General features: G+C 69.9%; 13 protein-coding genes. 4 read left to right on the top strand and 9 right to left on the bottom strand.

Going from position 1 to position 20,495, the window contains the following annotated elements; genetic code table 11:
- Positions 1-12 precede the first annotated feature (12 nt).
- The 6 genes from ACWJ6R_RS02830 to ACWJ6R_RS02805 all read right to left on the bottom strand — a co-directional run bounded on the left by ACWJ6R_RS02830 (position 13) and on the right by ACWJ6R_RS02805 (position 9,629).
- Positions 13-1,821, bottom strand: coding sequence for an N-6 DNA methylase (locus ACWJ6R_RS02830; protein ID WP_449060676.1), 1,809 nt, complete (start codon positions 1,819-1,821; stop codon positions 13-15).
- Positions 1,822-2,529, bottom strand: a complete 708-nt coding sequence (locus ACWJ6R_RS02825; RefSeq protein WP_449060675.1) for a M48 family metallopeptidase — start codon at positions 2,527-2,529, stop codon at positions 1,822-1,824.
- 19 nt (positions 2,530-2,548) lie between these two features.
- Entirely contained in the window at positions 2,549-5,719 is a 3,171-nt protein-coding gene (locus ACWJ6R_RS02820) for a type I restriction endonuclease subunit R (protein WP_449060674.1), read from the bottom strand.
- A gap of 91 nt (positions 5,720-5,810) precedes the next feature.
- Positions 5,811-7,094 carry a restriction endonuclease subunit S gene (locus tag ACWJ6R_RS02815; RefSeq protein ID WP_449060673.1) on the bottom strand — a complete coding sequence of 428 codons (1,284 nt, stop codon included), beginning with the start codon at positions 7,092-7,094 and terminating at the stop codon, positions 5,811-5,813.
- Entirely contained in the window at positions 7,087-9,039 is a 1,953-nt protein-coding gene (locus ACWJ6R_RS02810) for an N-6 DNA methylase (protein WP_449060693.1), read from the bottom strand. The genes ACWJ6R_RS02815 and ACWJ6R_RS02810 overlap by 8 nt, the downstream gene beginning before the upstream one ends.
- Positions 9,036-9,629: a type I restriction-modification system subunit M N-terminal domain-containing protein gene (locus tag ACWJ6R_RS02805; RefSeq protein WP_449060672.1), complete on the bottom strand. Its 594-nt coding sequence runs from the start codon at positions 9,627-9,629 to the stop codon at positions 9,036-9,038. The genes ACWJ6R_RS02810 and ACWJ6R_RS02805 overlap by 4 nt, the downstream gene beginning before the upstream one ends.
- 1,166 nt (positions 9,630-10,795) lie before the next feature.
- Here ACWJ6R_RS02805 and ACWJ6R_RS02800 point away from each other — a divergent pair.
- Entirely contained in the window at positions 10,796-13,204 is a 2,409-nt protein-coding gene (locus ACWJ6R_RS02800; RefSeq protein WP_449060671.1) for a helicase-related protein, read from the top strand.
- Here the strand turns inward: ACWJ6R_RS02800 and ACWJ6R_RS02795 are convergent.
- Together ACWJ6R_RS02795 and ACWJ6R_RS02790 are read right to left on the bottom strand one after the other, a co-directional pair.
- Positions 13,116-14,765: an Hsp70 family protein gene (locus tag ACWJ6R_RS02795; RefSeq protein WP_449060670.1), complete on the bottom strand. Its 1,650-nt coding sequence runs from the start codon at positions 14,763-14,765 to the stop codon at positions 13,116-13,118. The genes ACWJ6R_RS02800 and ACWJ6R_RS02795 overlap by 89 nt on opposite strands.
- A 74-nt stretch (positions 14,766-14,839) precedes the next feature.
- Complete coding sequence (locus ACWJ6R_RS02790; protein WP_449060669.1) at positions 14,840-16,762, bottom strand: hypothetical protein; 1,923 nt, start codon at positions 16,760-16,762, stop codon at positions 14,840-14,842.
- Between the two features lie 85 nt (positions 16,763-16,847).
- Between ACWJ6R_RS02790 and ACWJ6R_RS02785 the strand changes: the two genes are divergently transcribed.
- Entirely contained in the window at positions 16,848-18,134 is a 1,287-nt protein-coding gene (locus ACWJ6R_RS02785) for a serine/threonine-protein kinase (protein WP_449060668.1), read from the top strand.
- A 159-nt stretch (positions 18,135-18,293) separates the two neighbouring features.
- Entirely contained in the window at positions 18,294-18,752 is a 459-nt protein-coding gene (locus ACWJ6R_RS02780; protein ID WP_449060667.1) for a PASTA domain-containing protein, read from the top strand.
- Positions 18,753-18,850: 98 nt separating this feature from the next.
- Here the strand turns inward: ACWJ6R_RS02780 and ACWJ6R_RS02775 are convergent, their stop codons facing one another.
- Positions 18,851-19,591 (bottom strand): GntR family transcriptional regulator, encoded by a 741-nt coding sequence (locus ACWJ6R_RS02775; RefSeq protein WP_449060666.1) that lies wholly within the window; start codon positions 19,589-19,591, stop codon positions 18,851-18,853.
- A 344-nt stretch (positions 19,592-19,935) separates the two neighbouring features.
- Between ACWJ6R_RS02775 and ACWJ6R_RS02770 the strand changes: the two genes are divergently transcribed.
- A partial coding sequence (locus ACWJ6R_RS02770; RefSeq protein WP_449060665.1) for a hypothetical protein occupies positions 19,936-20,495 on the top strand: 560 nt, incomplete at its 3' end.

Genomic DNA, 20,495 nt, shown 5'->3' with positions numbered 1-20,495 from the left:
GCCTCCAGGGGATCACTCGGGGGTCAGGCTCCCGTCGAGAAGTCCGTCGATCCCGGCGGCGACAAGATTATCGCTGATCTCCCGCAGCTCCCTGGCGGCGTCTTCGAAGGCGAGCAGCCGCCGGAACGCCTCGCCGTACCTGCGCTGCTCCTCTATCGGCAGTCTGAGCAGCGGTGTCCGCCGGGGGTCCAGCCGGGTGGCGGAGCCGGTCCGGGCGCTCGCGGCGCCTCCGGCGCGCAGGCAGCCGACCAGGAAATGGGGGTCGAGCCGTTCGGGGTCGACCCGGAAGAGCAGCAGCTGGGGCCCGAGTACGGCTCCCGCCCGGCTCATCACCCGCGGCACCGAGCCGCCGCCGGTGAGCAGCGGGGCGACCACGTCACCCGCCTCGACGCGCACCGACCCGGGCGAGTCGGCGGTCCGGCCGCTGGGCGCCCGGTCGAGCAGCAGGTCCTTGGCGGTCAGCACGGGAAGGTCGTCCCCGTCCGGCAGCTTGATCGGCCCCTGCAGGACGGCGACGACCCCGGCGCGGACCAGCTCGCCGACGGTGGTCGTCGCCGCGTCCCGCCGCGGGCGCGCGTCCAGCCGGGGCGGCGTCAGCGTCCTCGTCAGCGCCGCCAGGCGGTCGCTCATCGCGGCGAACCCGGACGAGGGCTCCCGCGCCGCCAGGCGGTGACCCGTGGTCAGATCGACCTCGTCGTCGAGCAGGTCGATGATGCGCACCACCCGGCTGCCGGCGGGCGGCTCACCGCCTCCGTCGAAGGCCCGCCACGCCCTCTCGGCCAGCGCCGTGTCCTCGCCCGCGCCGACCATCAGCACCTGGGACGGCGGCTCGTCGCCCGGTTCCGGCCTGCGGAGCACCCACAGGTCCGGCGCGCCGCTGGAGGCGGGGGTGGCTCCGGCGGACAGGCTGATGACCGCCCGGAGCACGCCCGCCCGCAGCAGGTTCCCCCGCACCCGGCGGCCCGGACGCCGACCGGCCGCCGTGCCCGGCATCATGATCACGACGAGTCCGCCGGGACGGACGTGGGCCAGGCAGTGCTGTACCCAGGCCAGCTCGGACTCACCGCGCGGCGGCAGGCCGTACTCCCAGCGCGGGTCACTGGTCAGCTCGTCGTATCCCCAGCCGCGTTCGTTGAAGGGCGGGTTGCACACCACCGCGTCGACCCGCGTGCCCGCGAAGGCGTCGGCGCGGAGCGAGTCGCCCGCCTCGACCCGTGCGTGGCGGCCGTGCAGGCGGAGCCGGACGCCCGCGAGCCGGGCGGTGCTCTCGTTGAGCTCCTGGCCGAACACGCGGCTTCCGCCGGAGGCCAGCAGCAGGGTGCCGATCCCGCACGACGGGTCGAGGACCGTGCCGCCCGCGGTCGCGGCGATCCCGACCATCAGCCCGGCCACGTCGGGCGGTGTGGCCAGGAGCCTGCGGGAGTGCAGGTCGGCGTAGCGCCGGCAGATCCCGTCGAAGGCGGCGACCGCCCCCTCCGCCCGGCCGACCTCCCGGATCTCCCGCACCAGGGCCTCGTCGAGACCGGTGTCCTCCCCCAGCAGGACCGCGCCGGCGTCCGCCACCGCCTCGCCCAGCCGCAGGTCGTCGGTGCTGCTGCGCAACCGCTGCCAGAGCCGCTCCAGCGGCGCGACCTCGACGTACCGGTCGTGCCTGCGCAGCCACCGCTCCACCTCGGCCAGGGAGAAGGCCGGGCTGGAGGCGGTGCCGCCCACGGGCGGGGGGAAGTCGTCGAACCGCTTGCGCCAGTTGCTCACCGCGGCCCGGCCGACGTCGGCCAGCCGCGCGATGTCCGCGGCGTTGACCAGGACGTCGTCTCGCATCTACAGCCCTTCCTCCGGCAGCCAGAGATCGTTTCCGGTACGGCGGAGCCGCTCGCGATGACCCTCGTGCCCGGGGAGCGCCCGCTCGACGATCCGCCAGAACCCGGCGCCGTGGTCGGCGCGGTGGAGATGCGCGAGCTCGTGCACCAGCACGTAGTCGATCAGGCTGGGCGGCAGCTGCATGGTCGCCCAGTGGATGTTGACGTGGCCGTCCTGCGAGCACGAACCCCAGCGGTAGCCCAGGGGCCGCACCCGCAGCCCGGCCGGTTCGACGCCCATCCGCGCCGCCCATGGTCCCATGCGCCGGGTCAGCCACGGATGGCCGACCCGGCGGTACCAGCCGACCAGCTCCTTGACCCCGCCGTCCTCCGGGAACTCGATCCGGCCCCGGATCAGCCGGACGTCGCCCTCCGGCCGCACCAGGCGGAGCCGGTGGGAGCGGCCGAGGTAGCGGAAACCCTCACCGGAGACGAACGCCTTCTCCGGAGGCGCCTCGCCCAGCTCCCGCTTCTCGGCGAGCTTGCCGTACAGCCACGACCGCTTGGCCTCCACCAGGGTGGTCAGCTCGGCCGCCGAGACCTGGGGCGGCACGACCGCGGTGATCGAGGCGTCCCGCTCGACGGTGAGGCGGACGCTCCTGCGCCGGTCGCTCACCGAGACGGCGACCTCGAGGTCACCGACCCTGACGATCCCGGGGAAATCACTCACGGTCACCAGCATGCCAGCCTCATGCCCGGGGAACGGCCGAGCGGTTCGCGCTGACGGCGTCCCGGGCCTTGTCGGCGACCAGTTCCAGCCGGGGCATCTCGTCGAGGTCGCGCATGACGTGCTGGACCAGGATGTCGAAGATCTCGTTGCGGAAGTCCCGCACGTCCGGGCTCTTGTCCCAGAAGCGGTGCCGGTGGATCGTCTTGCTCGCGAGCTCCACGATCCTCCGGGCCGCCTCGACGAACCGCGCCTCCTCGATGTCCTCGGCGGAGGTGGCCAGCTCCTGGACCAGGAGGCCGAAGAGGGCGAACTCGACCGGGCTGAAGCCGTGCGGGTTGTCCCGGCGGTCCTCCACGACGTCGGCCATCAGGTCCCTGAAGGCCGCCAGCTGGGCGTCCCAGTCGTCCTTGAGCTCGGTCAGGATCCGCTCCAGGCGCTCGCTGAGCAGCTGGTAGCGGGCGGGGTCCTGGCCGGCGTGGACGGTGATGTGGTGCCGGATGGCGTTCTCCATCTCCGACGCCCGGGCCCGCGATCCGCCCGTCATCGCCTCGACCCTGGCGGCGAAGTTGGCGGCGGTCAGCTCGATCGGCGGGAGCTGCTGCTCGATGCCGAGCGAGGTCACGTGCTCGTCGATGAGCAGCTTGATCTTCTGGCCGTAGGCGCCCGGGTCGAACTCCCCGCCGTCCACCCGGTAGCGCCGGTCCGCGGTCAGTTTGATCACCGAGAACCGCTTGACGTCGGCCAGGTACGGCGTGGCCGCCGGGTCGGGCAGCACGGTGTTGACCGTCCGGGCGAACCGGGCGAACTCCACGGTGAACCGGTCCCGCAGCGCCGGGTCGGCCAGCTCCTGCACGCAGCCCTCGACGTCCGCGCAGTCCCGGAACATCTGCCGCAGGCGCTGCCGCCGCGGCTCCAGCTTGGCGACCTCCGTCGCGAGGTCGCGGAGCGCGCCGGCCACGTCGGCGCCCTCCCCGGACTCGAACTCCTCGTCGGCGTAGACCCGGAGCGCGTCCACCAGGTTCTGCGCCACCCCGCGGTAGTCGACCACATACCCGTACGGCTTGCCATCCGCGGTCCGGTTCACCCGGGCGACGGCCTGGAGCAGGTCGTGCATCTCCAGCCTGCGGTCGAGGTACATCACCTGCTCGATCGGCGCGTCGAACCCGGTGAGCAGCATCGACTTGACGATGACGAAGGCGATGTCGTTCTCGCCGAACGGCCGGACGAAGCCCTCGACCCGCTGCTTCTGCTTGGTCTCGTCGGTCCACTCGGCGTAGCGGTCCTCGTGCTCGGTGTCCCCCCTGGAGATCACCGGGACGAAGTCCATCCGCTTGATGAGGTCCAGCCGCCCGTGCGCCCTGACGAGCTGCGCCTGCCGCGGCTTGAGCTCTTCCAGATCCCGGGTGAGCAGGTGCGGCGGCAGCTTCTCGACGTCGCGGACCAGCTCGTCGCGGGCCGCCAGGAACGCCTCCCGGTAGCGCACGGTGGTCTCCCGGTCGTGCGCGACCACCTGGGCCTTGAACCCCTCGGGCAGCACCTTGCCCACGTAGTGCCGGAGCATGTGCTTGGCCTTGACGTCGACCAGCTTCTGCGCGGCCGAGACGTTCCCCTTGGTGGCCCAGCGCTGCTGGAGCTGCTTGCGCTCCTCGTCGGTCAGGTCCTCGAACTCCTCCTCGAAGAGCTCGTCCAGGTCCTGGCCGTCCTGGAGCGCGCCGTTGACCTTGAAGCCCTCGTAGAGGATCGGCACGATCACGCCGTCCTTCTCGGCGTCCCGGAGGCGGTAGGTGTCGATGAAGGGGCCGAAGAGCTCGACGCTGGTCTTGCGCTGCCCCTTCTTCGTCATGATCGGCGTTCCGGTGAAGCCGATCCGGGCCGCGTTCGGCAGCGCCTGGCGGAGGTTGGCGCCGAGCGAGGAGGTGTGCGAGCGGTGCACCTCGTCGATCAGCACCACGATGGACTCGTCGGTGTTGACCTCACCCAGGTCGAACCGGTCCTTGGGGGCGCCGCTCTGGCTCTTCTGGATCATCACGAAGACCAGGCCCGGCCCGCTGCGGCCGAGCAGGGTCCTGGCCCGGGCGCTGCTCCTGGCGGTGTCCACCTTCTCGCCGCTGAGCCGCATGGTCCCGCTGAGCTGCGTCTGGAGCTGGGTCCGGTCGGTGACCACCACGACCTTGTAGTGCGCCAGCTCCGTGATCGAGCGGAGCCGCCGGACCAGGAAGGTCATGGTCAGGCTCTTGCCCGAGCCCTGGGTGTGCCAGACGATCCCGCCCCTGCGGCCGGGCTCGCCGTGCAGCAACCGGTGGACGGTCCGCTCCACCGCGCGGAACTGCTGGTAGCGCGGGGCGACCTTGACCGTGACGCCCTCGTCGGTGGTCATGAAGGTGACGAAGTTGTGGATGACATTGAGCAGGTTGGCCGGCTCCAGCACGCCGGCGGCCAGGATCTCCTGCCTGCTCAGCTGCGCCTCGGTCTTGCCCAGCTTCTCGGCGAGCTGCGCGGCGGTGAGCGGGTGGGGGTCGCGCCAGGGCACGTAGTGCTCCAGCTTGGCGGTGAACGTCCCCAGCCGGGCGTCCTCCCCGCTGGTGACCACGGTGAGCTGGACCGGCTGGAAGAACCTCGGGTTCCCGGTGCCCCTGTCGCTGTACCGCCGGAGCTGGGCGACCGCCTTGCCCAGGTCGCTCTCGGTGGTCCTCTTGCACTCGACGACGACCAGTGGGATGCCGTTCACGAAGAGCACGACGTCCGGGACGATCTGCTTGTGGCCGCCGGTCCCCGGGATGTCCACCCGGAACTGGTTGATCACGAGGAAGTCGTTGCGCTCCGGGTTCCGCCAGTCGATGAAGTGCACGGTCCGCGCCTTGCCGGTCGCGGGGTCCTCGATCGGGACGCCGTTCAACAGCAGCTCGGTGACCTGCTTGTTGGCCTCCAGCAGGTTCGTCGGCGGCACCCGGGTCAGGGCGTTGAACGCCTGGCTGACCCTGTGGTCGTCCAGCCAGTCCCCGTTGATCTTCTCGATCGCGTCCCGGAGCAGGTCTTCGAGGACCACCTCGTCGAAGGAGCGCCGCCCCGACATCTTCGCCAGCATCGGGATCACCGCCCCGTGCTCGGCCCCGGCGAGATGCCGCCAGCCCATGCCCTTCAGCTGCTCGATCAGCGGCCGCTCGACCAGCTCGTACTCGTAGTCGGTCACCGTCCGGCTCCCCTCGCTAAGCCCCCGAACAACGTCATCTATGGACGAACCACCCCGGCCCCGGGGCGGCACCCGGCCGCCCCGGCAAGGGCTAAAGGTCTTCCAGTACGGCTTCCGCCTCCGAAACCCGGACCCGTCCGGTCAGCAGGTCTTCCATGAGCCCGGTCTTCAAGCGGATCAATCCCTGCTCTTGCCTCACGAGGACCTCGATCTGGGCTGCGTAGGCGGCGTCGTCTCGGACCACCCGGTCCATCAACGTCCTGTCGGCCCAGGGGATCACCAGTCCGCGGATGGCGGTTTGGCTGATGTTCTTCATGCTGTTACTCGTGCCGGTCGCCGCCGTTTCGATCTGACGACGGACTTCGGCGAGCGAAAGAGCCAGATGGATGTACTCGGCTGAGGTGCGGGCCGGATCGATGTGGAGCCGGAGCGTCTTGTCGCACAGCATCAGTCCTGGTGGCGTGTCGCGGACGATGCAGGTCAGCCCCACGAGTTCAGACGTATTCGCACGGGAAATCAACAGGTCCCCGGACTGCACGCACAGGTCCCCGATGTGGAGAGATCTGTCGCGGGCGACCTTGTTCTCCTCTGGGCGGAAACCGTGCCGGCCCACCGCGCTCACTTTGAGAACGCCCCATTCGCCTGGACCCGCCGGAGTGTCCTCGACGTTCGGGCTGTTTCCCGCTTCGATCGTTTTCAGAATCCCGGCAAGTGAGGTGACTGTCCAATCGCCGCACCTCCTGCCTTCGATGCGAGAGAGTTCCGAAGCCTCCGCTGAGCGAAGTATCGACAACCCGTCGTTCATCAACTCGCGAATATGGGCTGCCCTGAGCTGGGAGAACTTGGCGGAGGAAGAGCGAATGCTCGCTGTGGCCAAATCGAGGGTGTCGAGGATGGCTACAATCCGCTGCTGCTCTCGCATGGGTGGCAGGTTGATTTCGATCTTCCCGAAATCGCGGTAGCGGACCGCTCCGCGACGATCGACCGATGCCTGCTCGTGCACCGCATACTTTGCCAGGACCTCAGGAGACTTGAGAACTCGGAACATGTACGGCGGATGGACGCCTTCTCTGCAGGAGAAGACCGTGTAGATCGGACTCACGCACGCCAGATCGAAGTCCTTCTGAAGACCGATGGACCCTTCCGCCAGATGATTGGTGGCGTAGGCGAACCAATCACGTTGTGCGACCTTGTATCCGGACAGGTCGCTGCTGTAGATCGTCCGGCCTTTGAAGTACTCGTCGGAGGGGACCAGGCCGTGGTGTTTGGTGGAGGACAAGACCGTTATCTTGCGACGTCCACCCACCTTCGCGACCTGTTCCTCCGTGATCTCGCGGAGTGCGACTCGTCGCCAGCCGTTCGGCACCTCACGCATAGCCGAGCTCCTTGAGGTAGGCGTCCAGGCGGGCAGCGGCGGCCTCGCGCTGGGATTCGAGGTCGCGCAGGGTCACCGCGTACTTCTCGCCCCAGGTGCGGAAGGCGCCCTCGAAAAGCCGGCGGGCGGCGGCCGTACGGGACTCCAGGCGGGAGGTGAGCTGCGAGCGGAGGACGCCGAGGACCAGGTCGCGGCGGGAGTCGGCGTCGAGGGCACCGGCGGCCATCCGGAGGCGGGGCAGGAAGTGGCCCTCCAGTGCGCCGACCTTCTTGCGGGCGGCGGCCGTACGGGACTTCAGCGCCTTGAGCTCGGCCTCGGAGAGCTGGTCCTCGGCCTCCTCCTCTGCCTCCTCGTCCTCCTCGGCGGGCTTGGCCGTGGCGGCCTTGAGCCGGGCGTTCAGCTCGGCGTACGCGGCCTCGGCCTCCTCCAGCTCGGCGAGGTAGTCGGGGATCAGCGCCGGGACGACACGGTGGTCGCGGGCCTTGCGCTTCTCGGCGGCGACCTTCTGCTTGTCCCAGTATTCGAGCTCCTCCTCGTCCAGCTCGAACGCCGACTCGATGGTGGTCAGCCAGCCCTCGACCACGCCCTCGAAGCCGTTCAGCCCGAGGGTCTTGATGTCGTACTGCGCCTCGCCCCACCAGGCGGCGACCACCCCGGCCAGGGCGAAGCGGTCCAGCAGGCCGAGCGGGAGGAGCTCGGCGACGAAGGAGTCGAGGAGCTCGGCCCGGATCGCCATGACCTCGTGCGTGTCGGGCAGCTCGACCAGCCGCTTGCTGTGCCGCCCCCACCAGCCGGAGAACGCCTCGCGCAGCCGGGCCTCGGCGGGGGCGGCGAGCGCGGGGAGGCGCTCGGCGGTCGCCCGCCAGCCCTCGGGGAGGAAGTCGTAGTAGTCGGTGTCGCGCTCGGCGCTGTGCTCGTCGCTTCGCTCGCTCCGCTCCGCACTGTGCTCGTCGCTTCGCTCGCTCCGCTCCGCACTGTGCTCGTCGCTTCGCTCGCTCCGCTCGGCGAAGAGCGCCGCCGGGTCGACGCCGAAGGCGCGGAAGAGCCCGGCCTTGGCCTCCACCTCGGACTTCGGCACGCCGCCGTGCAGGTGGGCGCGGACGTCCTGGGGCTCCGGCGGGGGCGTGTTGTCGACGTAGCGGCGGATGTTGAGGTTGAAGTCGTTCGCGCGCAGTTCCTTGACGTCGACGACCCGGGCGAAGCCGGGGATGTCCCGGTACTCCTCGAAGGCGGCGACGATCTTCTCGGCGTGCTGCGGTTCGAGGTGGTTCTGCGCGCGGCCGGCGGTGAACTCGCGGTCGGCGTTGATGAACAGCACCTTGCCCCGCTTATCGGCGGGCCGGGGGGCGGTTCCGCGGAGGATGAGGATGCAGGCCGGGATGCCGGTGCCGTAGAACAGGTTGGGGGCCAGGCCGATCACCGCCTCCAGGCGGTCGTCCTCGATGACGCCCTTGCGGATCTCCTGCTCCTTGCCGCCGCGGAAGAGCACGCCGTGCGGCAAGACGGTGGCGCCGACGCCGTCCGGGGTGAGCACCGCCAGGACGTGCTGGGCGAACATGAGGTCCGCCTTCTTCCCGGTCTCCGGGGCGTAGCCGTACCGGAAGCGCTCGGTGTGCTTCAGGTCGGCGAAGGAGTAGTTCAGCGAGAACGGGGGGTTGGTGAGCACCCGGTCGAAGCGGGCGAGCTCCCCGTCCTGGATGTGCTTGGGCTCGGCCAGGGTGTCGTCGTTCTGCAGGTCGGCGTTGAGCACCCCGTGCAGGATCATGTTCATCTTCGAGACGGCCCAGGTGCCGCCGTTGTACTCCTGCCCGGCCAGGGTCAGGTCGCGGGAGTCCAGGCCGTGCTCGTCGATGTACTCCTTGGCGTGGATGAGCATTCCGCCCGAGCCCGCGCACGGGTCGTAGACGGCCATGCCGGGCCGAGGCTTGACCAGGCGGACCATCATCCGGACCACGCCGCGCGCGTGTAGAACTCGCCGCCCTTCTTGCCGGCCGAGTCGGCGAACTGGCCGATCAGGTACTCGTAGGCGGCGCCGAGCAGGTCGGGGAACTCGAAGTCCTCGTTGCGCAGCCGTACCCGGGAGAAGTGGTCGATGAGCTGCTGCAGGCGCTTGTCCGGGATGGTGGACTGGCCGACCTTGCGGGTGAAGTCGATGTGCTCCAGGACGCCTTCGAGCGCGGCGGTGTTGGAGTTCTGCAGCGCCTCCAGCGCCTTGTTGAGCAGGTCGCCGACGTTCTTCCGGCGCGAGTGGTCCTTGATGTACGGCCAGCTCGCCTCCTGCGGGATGTAGAAGCTCTCGCCCCGGTAGAAGCTGGGCGCGGCGGCCATCCGCTCGGCGTCCTGCTGCGACCTGCCCTGGGCGACCCACTTCTTGATCAGCCCGTCGCGGACCACCTCGAACTGGTCGGAGGCCCGCTTCAGGAAGAGCATCCCGAAGATGTACTCCTTGAACTCCGAGGCGTCCATCTTGCCGCGGAGGATGTCGGCAGCCCCGAACAGGTGCCGTTCGAGCTGCGGCAACGTCAGCTTCGCCACGTGGTGGCCCTTCTCCCTCGGTCGGCGGGACATCCCGCCCGGTCTCGCAGGCGTCTCATTGACGGGCATGCGCTTCTTCAGTATCAGTGGTGCACGTCGTTGACAGGCACGCTAGCACTCCATCATGGTTATGTACACACCAAGAGCTATTGCTGTGTCAGGCGTTCACAGAAATCGAGGGGACCCTTCATGACGGATGACCTGCGGTATCAGCCCTCGACGAGCGACCTGCGCTGGCTGGAGCCGCTCGGTCTCGTGACCTGCCTCGTCATCGGGTCCGTCCCGGACGGCTCCCGGGACCGGTTCGGCGTACTCGCACCGGAGGTCCGGAACGTTCCTCCGAGCCCGGTGACCGGCCTCCTGCACCAGGGCGCCTACGCGGTCGAGGTCGATGAGGACTGGCACGCGGTGGTGGTCCTCGGCGGCATCCCGGCCGGATCGGCAGGGGGCGAACGCCGTTCCCTCGACTCCGGGCACCTCATCACCGCCTGGGCGGTCCAGCAGCAGATGTGGGGTCAGGCCCGGCCGCTCGGCGGTGATTCCCGGCACCGGGTGGGCGATCTCGTCAAGCCGGACGGGGGAACCGCCGTGGGCAGCGTGCTCAAGATCGTGGGGAGCGGCTCTGGCTACCTCTACGAGGTGGACGTCCGAGGCAGGAAGCAGCGCTACACCGAGCAGTCCCTCCAAGCGGTCGCGGGAGACCCGGACGACATGGAGTTCTGGCTGGCGCAGAGCCCGGCCGGGGCGGACGCCGTCGCGCTCACCCTGACCTGGACCAAGCTGACCCACCCGCTGACGGACACCGTCTACTCCTTCGCCTCCAGCAAGACGGTCTTCCGCGCCTACCAGTTCAAGCCGGTGCTCAAGATCCTCACCGGCTCGTCGGGGCGGATCCTCATCGCCGACGAGGTCGGCCTCGGCAAGACCATCGAGGCGGGGCTGATCTGGAGCGAGCTGGAACAGCGGGGGAGGCTGGACCACGTGCTGGTCGTCGCCCCCTCGGTGCTGACGTACAAGTGGCAGGCCGAGATGCGGCGGCGGTTCGACCGCGACCTGGACATCCTGCGACCGAAGGACCTGGACGCGTGGCTCGACCGGGTGGAGGCCGGCGGCGACCCGCCCGTCCACGGAGTGATCTCCATCGAGTCCTGCGCAGGGCTGACAAGGTGCTGGCCAGGCTCGCCGAGGTCCAGCACCGGTTCGATCTGGTCGTCATCGACGAGGCCCACAGCATGCGCAACCGCGAGAGCAAGGCCAACGCCCTGGGCCAGCTGCTCGCCGACAACAGCGACTACCTCGTGCTGCTGTCCGCCACACCGCTCAACCTGGGCAACGACGATCTCTTCAACCTGGTGAACCTGCTGGACGAGGGGAGCTTCAACGACCGCGACACCTTCACCGGGCAGCTGGAGCCGAACGCGGTGCTCAACAAGGTCTCCAGCGCCCTGGTCGGCAACCGGTGCCCGCGGGAGCTCCTGACCGGGCTGGACCGGCTGGACGGGCTGCGGTTCGGACGGAACATCACCGACCGCCCGGATTACGGCGTGCTCCGCACGCTGCTCGACGTGGACCGGCCGCTCACCCACCAGGAGAAGGCCAGGGCCAGGCAGCTCCTCGCCGACCTCAACGTGCTCAGCGGCGTGCTGACCCGGACGCGCAAGGCCGACGTGCCCGACCGCAAGGTCGTCCGGGAGCCGCGCAACATCGACGTCGAGTGGACCCAGGAGGAGCGCGACTACTACGCGGCGGTGTACCGCTGGGCCTGGGCGAGGGCCTGGTCCAAGGGGGTGCCGCCGGGCTTCATCATGCAGATGCCGCTCCGGCAGGCCGCGAGCTGCATCCCGGCCTCGCAGGAGATCATGCGCCGACGCGCGCCGTACATCTTCGACGACGTCGACGATGTCGACGACGACTTCGACCGGGAGGACCTCGGCGGGCTCCGCGAGCTCCTGGCGAAGGTCCCGCAGGTGCGGCACGACACCAAGTACGAGCGCCTGCTGGAGGAGCTGCTCCGGCTCCGCGAGCACGGCGTCACGCAGGTGATGGTCTTCTCCTTCTTCCGGGGGACGCTCTCCTACCTGGACGGCAGGCTCGGCGAGCACTTCACCACCAGGGTCATGCACGGCGAGGTGGACTCCGAGAAGCGGCAGGAAATCATGCGCGACTTCCGGGAGGGGGCGTTCGAGATCCTGCTGCTGAGCGAGGTCGGTTCCGAAGGCCTGGACTTCGAGTTCTGCCAGGCGCTCGTCAACTACGACCTGCCCTGGAACCCGATGCGCGTCGAGCAGCGGATCGGCCGCCTGGACCGGTTCGGCCAGCGGCACGAGAAGATCTTCATCTACAACATGCGGGTCCCCGGGACCATCGAGACCGACATCTTCCAGCGGCTCTACGACCGCATCGGGATCTTCCAGAACGCCATCGGGGAGCTGGAGCCCATCCTGCGCGACGGCTTCGCCCGGCTGCTCGACCCCACGCTCAGCCCCGAGCAGCGCGACCGGGAACTGGAGCGGATCGCCGTCGCGACGCAGGGCCGTGAGCTCGACGCCGACGAACTCACCGCCTCCCGCTCCCTGCTGGCCGGTCTGGACAGCCTCCTGGTGGAGGGCTTCACCGAGGACGGACCCGGCAACGGCCGGTTCATCGGCGCCGCGGAGATCCGCGGCATGATCGACCGGCTCTTCGGGAAGTACGGCGGGCGCTGGGGGAAGGCGGCCGCCCGGGGCGTCGTCACGATCACCGGCACGCCTGAGCTGGCGGCCCGCCTGCGGTTCAGCAACGTCGAGAACACCGGCAGCAGGTACGAACGCAACCTGCTCGCGACCCGCCTGCAGAAACGCGATCCTCTCGAGTGCACCTTCGACCCCGAGACGGCCAGCAAGCTGGACGTCGAGCTGCTCTCCGCCCGGCACCCCCTGGTGAAACTCGCGATCGAGGTCCTGACCGAGGAGAACCTGGGCCTGCAGCGCTTCGGCACGGTCGCGGTGCCCGGCCTGCCCGAGGGACGCCGTTACCTCATGACGATCGATCTCGCCCAGTCCGACGGCCTCCGGCCGCGGCTGGAACTGTGGATCACGGCGGTCGACACCGAGACGGGCGAGCCGGTGGAGCACGCCGGGGACGCGCTGCTCACCGCGCTGGCCGAGGGCACCCTGCGGGACGGCGAGGCGAACGTCCCGGAGGACCTGACGAAGCTCCGGGACCGGACCCTGGACCTGGTCGCCGAACGGCAGTTCGCCACCGAGGACGTCCTCAAGCAGGAGAACGCGGCACTGGTGGACGGACGGATCCGGGCACAGGAGAACACCATCGAGCTCCAGATCCGGAAGGTGGAGGAGCTGCTGGCGAGGCAGGCCGACCGGAGCATCCGCAGGTTGCACGAGGGGCGGCTGCGGAAACTCCGCGAACGCCGCCGGCACGTCCGGGAGGAGCTGGGCGCCCGGCGGGCGCTCAGCCTCTCACTCACCCCCGTGGCGGTGCTCCTCGTCACAGCCGTCCCGGCGGAGCCCACTCCTTCTGGCCGTAGCCCCAGTCGGGATCGAGGCCGCGCGACGGCTCCCGAGGCGTGCGCTTGAGCACCAGCTCGGTGAAGTCACCGCTGTGGATCACCGGCCAGCGGTCCACCCGGAGGCCTCCGGCCCGGCCCCGGCCGTCGGTGATGCCGATCCGGCCGTCGCAGTGCAGCCGGAAGACCAGCGACTCGCCGAGCGGGATCCGCAGGTGGTCGCGGGACTCGCCGCCGATCCTGATGTTGATGCCCTCCCCGGTGATGGAGCGGACACGCAGCCTTCCCACGCCCTTCTCCGGGCACCGGAGGTGGACGGCGCGCCGCTCGTAGTAGACCTCCGACATCGACATCGCCTGCCATTCGTCGTAGATCGGCGTGTGCGCGCGGTAGACGACCTCCTGGCCGGAGTCCCACTCCAGGATGAAGTCGAAGCTGGGCCGGTGCAGGTTCAGCCTGCCGTACTCGGTGGTGTTGGCGAGACCGGCCACGATCGCCTCCTCCGGGGCGACGCCGGTGGTGTCGAAGATCTCCGCCTGCGGGAAGAGCTTGCCCAGACGCTCGCCGACATACGGGATGCGGCTCATTCCGCCGGCGAGCACGACGTACTTGATCTCATGGATCAGCTTCTCGAGGCCGAGACGGCGCAGGTCCTCGGGGGAGTGCGTCCGGGTGCCGCCGTCGGGGAGCGGGACGGTCTCGGTCATCTTCGCGCTGCGCAGCGCGAAGAGGATGTAGTCCTCGGCCTTGTCGAGCTGCGGACGGAACGCGTCGACGAGCTGTTCACGGGTGTAGGTGAGCCTGGGGAGGCCCCTGAGGTCGGCGCCGCGGATCACCACCTGGTGGGAGGACGCGGTCGTGAGGCGGACCTTGACCCCCCGGGCCGCGTCGAGGAGGAGCGAGTCGGTGTGCTGCGGGTCGGGCAGGCTGCCGACGGCGACGCCCTGGTCGGCCAGCATCCGGACGAACTGATCCGCGATGGCCCGGTCCAGCGTGTCGCCCGCCTCGGCGGTGCCGAGGGCCGACAGCACGGAGATCTCCGGCCGCTCCCGGCCCGCGATGTCGAGGACGGCGATGTCCAGCGTGCCGCCGCCCATGTCGAAGACGAGCAGCTTGCCGTGCGGCCGCTTCCCCGGCTGGTAGAAGCGGTGGGTGGCCCAGGCGACTCCGGCGGCGATCGGCTCGTCGATCAGACCGGCGCCGGTGACGGGGAAACCGGCCTCGGCGGCCAGCGTGAGCAGCCGCTGGCGCTGGTCCGCGGTCCACATCGCGGGGCACCCCAGCCTGACCTCGTCGGCCTCGCCGAGCGGCTTCCCCTCCGCCTCGGCCCGCCGGGCGATCTCACGCAGCAGGGCGACGATGACCCTGTCGGCGTCGACCTCGACGGCGCCGACCCGGAACGTCGCGCGGTTCTCCGTGATGGCGCGTTTCGCCGATCTGATGACCCGGCTCGCGGTCTGCTCCTCCGCTTCCTCGCCGACCAGCAAGGTGTCACCGAAGACGGCGACGACGGAGGGCAGCCACGACGTGTCACGTCCGATGGCCGCGATATCAAGGAATTGGCCGTCCTGGCCGGCCACCAGCGACGTAGACGTGCCGAAGTCGATGCCGATGGCGCGCTTTACGAGCATCCATGCTCCTCAACCGTTGGGGTTACCCCGGCCAAGGTAGGACATGGCAGCGACAATTGTCCCTATATATCTTGTTATTTCTGGTGTTCGACCAGCGCCTTATGGAGCAGCACCTCCTCGTGTGGTGTGGACCAGATATATCCTGAACGATGGATCATCACCTCTTCGCCCGGTTCAGGATCACCTGCGATGACTTTGTGGATTTTGGGATCGAATTCCGATTTCTCGTGAACCGATCCGATCGGTATGAGGCTGTAGGTGGCGGTGAGCCCACGCACCCGCGAAACCATGGTGTCGGAGGAGACGCCCCGGGCCGAGAGCTCTTCGACCTCGGCCGCCAGGTCGGCGAGCGCCCTCATGACGTCGATCTGGAGCTGGCGGTCCTGTGAGGCCCGTCTCTTGAGCACGGTGTTCCGCGTCTCGTGCAATTCGCGCTCCAGACGGGAACACTGTTCGGAGAGCTCCTGAGCCCGGCGCTCCGCTTCGTCCGCCAGGGCCGTCGCCGCCCCGGTCTCCTCGCGTGCCCGCCGCAGCTCGTCCCTCGCCGCGCGCAGTCGCTCGTGGTCGCTGAGCGCCTCGGTCCAGGTCTCCGCGACGGGGTCGTTCCTGCTCACCCGCTGGAACGCGTCGACGACCGCCGGGACCGGCAGCTGCTCCGCCAGTTCGGCGGGGAGCCGCAGGAAGAATCCGAGCCGGGCCCGGGTGGTCACCGCCGCCAGCTCGCGTTCCATCAGAGGCCGGACGACGGCCTGGAGTATCTCGCGCGATGCGACGATCCGGCCGAATCGTCCCTGACCGCATTCGACGAGGTCCTCTACGGTGGCCCCCTCCCACCAACGGGAGCCCAGCAGGCTGCCGGGCCACCGCTGGTGCATCGCCACCATGAGCGGCACCCGGCCGCCCTTCTCCGAGAAGGGCAGTGGCTGGGCGAGGAGCGCGATCCGCTCGGGGGCGAGGACGTCCTTGCCGAGACCGGGAACCGCCCGGCTCAGGGCGAGGGCCACGAGGTCCAGGGCGTCGAGGTCGGCCCGCTGCGGCGCGTCGGTCAGGAACAGCGCCAGCTGCACGAGGGGAGCGGCCACGTCACCGGGGAGTTCGGAGCTCGCGACCACCCGGCGCAGGAGCCATCCGGCGGCCGGTCGGAGTTCCGAGGACGCCCCGGAGCGGAACTCGGCGATCGCGGCGACGAGCACATCCCGGTGGATCTCGGGCGGCAGCGGCTCTTCCGGCGCCTTCCTCGGTACGGCGAGCAACAGCGTCGAGAGGATCCGGCGATCGGCCCCGTCCAGCTCGCCCAGGAACCGGTCGATCGCTGAGAAGTCCAACCTGCCGAGGGCGAGGCCGGTGCGGAGCGGCTCGGCGAGGTACTCCTGGATCTCGCGCGGGTGCTTGGCGCCGAGGAGTGCGGCCAGTCGCGCCGGGAATGATCCGGCCGCCGCTCCGGGGACGACGGTCTTCGACGGTTCAGGCGCCGGGGCCGCTTCGGGCCTGCCGGCCACGCCGTCGTCCGGCGCGGTCACGGACGGCGCGGTCACGGACGGCGGCGCCTCGGAGGGCGGGGTCACGGACGGCAGGACCTCGGACGGCTTGACACGGTAGACGTTCGACGCGACGTGGACGTCGTCGTGCTTGGCGAGTCTGCCCTGGATCTGCTTCCACAGTCTGTCGACGGACTCTTTCCCGAGACCGAACTCCAGGAGTTTCGACTTGATGTCCTGAGCCTTCAATCCTTTGGGATGCTCGCCGAGCAGCTGGAGCACCGACCCGAGAGCGTCATCGGTGAACCTCCGGATGACCTCGTCCGGAGCCACCAGGGAAAGGAAGCGGAGCGTCCCCTCGGCGGCGAGCAGGTTACGGGAGTCCAGCCGGAGGTCCTCCTCGGTCCCGTCGTCGTTCCACCGGACCGAGAAGACGCCCCTCTCGCGAGAGAGCACCTTTCCCACCCGGACGGACTCGCCGTTCTTCAACCGCCGCACCACGACCTGAGCTCGATCCACGAGTCCCAACTCTAGGGGGTCGACTCGCCCTCTCGATTGGACCGAAGTCGCGATTTACCACTAATCGCTGCCTATGATGCGGATCATGACCTTCGGCTCAGACCGGATCGCTCGCCGGACCAGGCAGGCCCCGGCCCCGAGTCTGAGCCTGGGCTGGGTGCTGGCGCCGTTCTTCTGCTGCGGCGGGTTTCCGATTCCGTTCGTGATCGCCTACCTGGCCCACCGGCTGCGCAGCCGTACCCTGTGGACCATCGCGGGCGGTTACCTCGCGGTCGAAGCAGGCGTCCTGGCGGCTTCCTCGGCCCTGGAGAACGTCCCCAAGGAGGACGGGCGCTGGACGGTCACGTCTTTCATCTGGTTCGGCACCTGCGTGGCCGGAACGATCCAGCTCCTCATCCTGCGGAACAAGACGGCGCACGGACAGCCGCGGCCGCATGCCGCACCCACCGCGACCCAGCCTCCTCTCGGCCACACCTCGTCCGGCGGTACGGCCTCGCCCGCCGGTGCGGGCCCATCCGTCGGGAGGGGCTCGTCCGTCGGTGCGGGTCCGTCTGTCAGTGGAGATCCGTCCGTTGGTAGGGGTCCGTCCGGCGGTACGGGCTCTTCCGTGCTGCGCTGGGTCGGTGCGTACGCCCTCCTGGTCAAGCTCGGCGAGGGAGGCCAGGGAGCGGTCTACCTCGCTCGATCGCCCGACGGCCGGCAGGTCGCGCTCAAGCTCCTGCACACCCCGGTGGCCTTCGGTGAGGAGAAGGGCTTCCTGGCCGAGGCCGATTCCGCCCGGCGGGTCCCGGGGTTCGCCACGGCCCGGGTGCTCGATCTCGGCATCCACGACGGCATGCCCTACATCGTCAGCGAATACGTGCCGGGTCCCTCGCTCGAACAACTCGTCCGCCGAGAGGGGCCGCGTCCTCCGGACAGCATGATCCGGCTCTCCATCGCGACGGCCGCGGCGCTCAACGGGATCCACGGGGCCGGTGTGGTCCACCGGGACTTCAAGCCGGCCAACGTCCTGGTGGCGCAGGACGGTCCCCGTGTGATCGACTTCGGCATCGCCCGGGCCATAGACCGGCTCACCGTTTCGCGCGGGGTGGCGGGCACCCCCGCGTTCATGTCGCCCGAGCAGGTCGAAGGCCGCCGGGTGGGTCCCGCCTCGGACATCTTCAGCTGGGGCGTCACCATGTACTTCGCCGCCACCGGACGCCTGCCCTTCGGGGGCCGGTCCACCTGGGCCGTCGCCGATCAGATCGTCAACCACCACCCCGACCTCCGGATGCTCCCCGTGCCGCTCAGAGAGGCCGTCGCCGCCTCCCTGCGGAAGAGCGCCGCGGACCGTCCATCCGCAGATCGACTGTTGATAGAGCTGTCACGGTAGAAACACTTGCATACAGTGTTCACAGTCTTTACTCTTCTCCTATCGATGCGGCAGGGGCGAGGCGGGCTGTGATGCGATCCGGCCGCCGCCTCCATGCCGCGGTCGGCGACATCGCCTGCCTGGACGCGGCTCCGGCCGCCTGATCCCCAAGGACTCCTCGTGACCTACCAGCCCTCCGTGCCGCCGCCCGCGCGGCCCGGTTTCTCCGGCGCGGCCGTCGCGCTGATCGCCATCCTCGCCCTGGGCGCCGGCTGTCTCGGCGGCGTGGCCGTGGGCAGTGCGGGCGGCACGACGGACACGGCGGCCCCGAGCCGGACGGTCGGCGCCAAGGCCGCGCAGGCGGCGCCGGAGGACACCGGCCTGCCGGAAGCCGGGCCGGACAAGTCGGAATACATCAAACTGCCCGACTTCAAGGGCCAGAACGCGGCGGTCGCGAAGCAGTGGCTGGTCGACCAGGGATGGAACGAGTTCAAGGACATCAAGCTCGGCTCGCAGGACGCCTACGACACGATCGTGCTCCTCCCGGAGAACTGGACGGTGACCAAGCAGTCGCACCGCCCGGGCAGCAAGGTCAAAATCGGCAGCACCATCGTGCTCACCTGCACGAAGGGGTCCTGAGCGGGCGCCGCCACACCGCTCGCCGCCACGCCGCTCGTCGCTCGCCGCCCGGCGGTGGGCAGTGGGCGCACCGGCGGCGCGGGCGCGATGGCCGGGGCTCAGCCGATGGGCAGAACGTAGACGAACTCGGCGCGGTCCCCGGCGGCGACGATGTCGGCCGTCTCCACCGGGCGGTCGTCGGCGAAGTACGTCCGGCGCAGCACGGTCACGACCGCGCCGGTCGCGATGCCCAGATCCCGGGCCTCCTCCACGGTCGCGCCCCGGGAGGACAGCACCTCCCGGCGGTGCGTCACGGTGACGCCGATCACCGCCATCCGGTCCTTGACCCCGCGGCCGCCATGGGGGCCGTCCTCGGGGAAGGCGATCGGCGTCCCCTCCGTCAGCCCGTACGGCTCCCAGGAGACGGCGCGCTGCACCGGCTCGTCGTCGGCGGTGTAGACGTACACGGTCCGCATGACCGGGTCGCCCTCGGCGATGCCGAGTCGCCGCGCCACCTCGGCCGTCGCCGCGTCGGACCGGCTGTGAGCACGCCACCTCGGCGTCTTGCCCTGGGTCTCCATGTCACCGGCGAACGGCGAGCCGCCGCGCACCTCGCGATGCCATTCCCGCGACAGCTGCAGCCGCTCGCGCGGTGGCAGTACATACGCTCCGGCTCCCGGGCGGGATTCCACCAGGCCCTCAGTGACGAGGACGCTCAGCGCCTTGATCGCGACAGCGGCCGACACCTTGTACTGCTTGTTGATCTGCTCCCGGGTCGGAATCTGGGCCCCCGGAGGGAACTCTCCAGACTGGATGCGCCGCCGCAGGTCATCGGCGACCTGAATGTACAGATACGCCATCCCACGCCCCAGAGTTCGTTCCCGAAAATGCCCAAACAGCTTGACCACTCACGCACAACAGAGGCAAGCTGCCATGACAGCTGTTGATTTGCCATGGCAGCTCAGGTGTCCCTGGCGATGGCCGTGAACTACCCGCTGATCCTTTTCCTTACCGGTATCCGTGACGGTGACTCGTCTGCGCGCTCACGAGTCGCTCGCCGCCCTGCTCGACCAGGCGGAGGGAGAGGCTGCCGGACCGGAGGTCGCCGAGCTGGAGATCTGAGCTCCACCCCCGCATAAACCGGGCCCGGCAGGCGCTCGCAACGCCGTACCGGGCCCTTGATCAGGAATCGAGGTCCTGACCCATGCGACACCTTAGCCCTCCGGACGCCGAGGGAGAGCCCGTCTGCGGGCCCTGTTTCTCCCCCTCCCGGCCGCCGCTGCCGATGGGGTGCGCGGTCTGCGGGCATCCGCCGTACGACCACGGATGCCTGCGCGTCGACGCGCACGACTACCGGGCGCCCTCCGGCGCGCAGATCCGCGCCCGCCAGCACCTGATCCGCGCCGCCCGGTTGGACGAGCAGGGCATGCCCGCGACCGCGTGGGTGCGGCCGAGCGTGTGCGCGCCGGTGGCCGCCGAGGAGACGCCGGTCGAGGAAGTGCCGGTCAAAGAGGTGCCGATCGAGGAGGTGTCGGCCGTGCCCGTGCCCCGTACGGCCGAGCCCGCCCCGCAGGCGGCGCCCCTGCCGTCCATCCCGGTCGAACCGCAGGCGGTGCCCTGGCCGCCCGTCCATGGTGAGCCGGTATGGCACCAGATCGAGTCGCAGGCGACGTTCCGGCCGCCCGTCCCGGCTGGACCGGTGTTGCGCCCGGTCGAGTCGCGGGAGGCGCGCGCGGTACGGCTGGCGCGGGCCGCGTCCCGGCC

The organism is Planomonospora algeriensis, from assembly GCF_977012225.1.
Note: the sequence above shows the minus strand (reverse complement) of the source record. Positions and strands in the feature narration are given on the sequence as shown.

Excerpts from the sequence above, each read along its gene's own strand:
- ACWJ6R_RS02830 (WP_449060676.1), bottom strand. The coding sequence starts at position 1,821 with ATGCGAGACGACGTCCTGGTCAACGCCGCGGACATCGCGCGGCTGGCC.
- ACWJ6R_RS02815 (WP_449060673.1), bottom strand. The coding sequence starts at position 7,094 with ATGCGTGAGGTGCCGAACGGCTGGCGACGAGTCGCACTCCGCGAGATC.
- ACWJ6R_RS02810 (WP_449060693.1), bottom strand. The coding sequence starts at position 9,039 with ATGATGGTCCGCCTGGTCAAGCCTCGGCCCGGCATGGCCGTCTACGAC.
- ACWJ6R_RS02795 (WP_449060670.1), bottom strand. The coding sequence starts at position 14,765 with ATGCTCGTAAAGCGCGCCATCGGCATCGACTTCGGCACGTCTACGTCG.
- ACWJ6R_RS02785 (WP_449060668.1), top strand. The coding sequence starts at position 16,848 with ATGACCTTCGGCTCAGACCGGATCGCTCGCCGGACCAGGCAGGCCCCG.
- ACWJ6R_RS02775 (WP_449060666.1), bottom strand. The coding sequence starts at position 19,591 with ATGGCGTATCTGTACATTCAGGTCGCCGATGACCTGCGGCGGCGCATC.